We start from the raw sequence: 264 nt of genomic DNA, 5'->3' as shown, positions 1-264 counted from the left end.
CAAACTCACTTTTTATAAAATCTTTTGTTAATTCAGTTTGCACTTCTCTATCAAAATCATTAGGTAAACTTAACAAGATTTCTTTTGCTAATCTAGGGTTATTTGTTTTCGCATTATGCTTTTCAACTTTATCAACTTCGTTCCACAAACGTTGTCTATCGTTAGTCCATTCGGGTGCATTTTGAGGCGTTAAAATCATGCTTTCAGGTTTAACAATATGATTTTTAAATTTAATTTTTTCATCTGTACGTTCACTATATAATG

1 protein-coding gene is annotated in these 264 nt (G+C 29.5%); it reads right to left on the bottom strand.

Going from position 1 to position 264, the window contains the following annotated elements:
- Positions 1 to 264 (bottom strand): MobA/MobL family protein (locus tag HMPREF2881_RS09815; RefSeq protein ID WP_176744877.1); only part of this gene is annotated, 264 nt, incomplete at both ends.

The organism is Staphylococcus sp. HMSC057A08 (genome assembly GCF_001812925.1).
Classification (GTDB): Bacteria; Bacillota; Bacilli; order Staphylococcales; family Staphylococcaceae; genus Staphylococcus; species Staphylococcus hominis.
The sequence above is the reverse complement of the archived record's forward strand: the minus strand, read 5'-3'. Positions and strand labels throughout refer to the sequence as shown.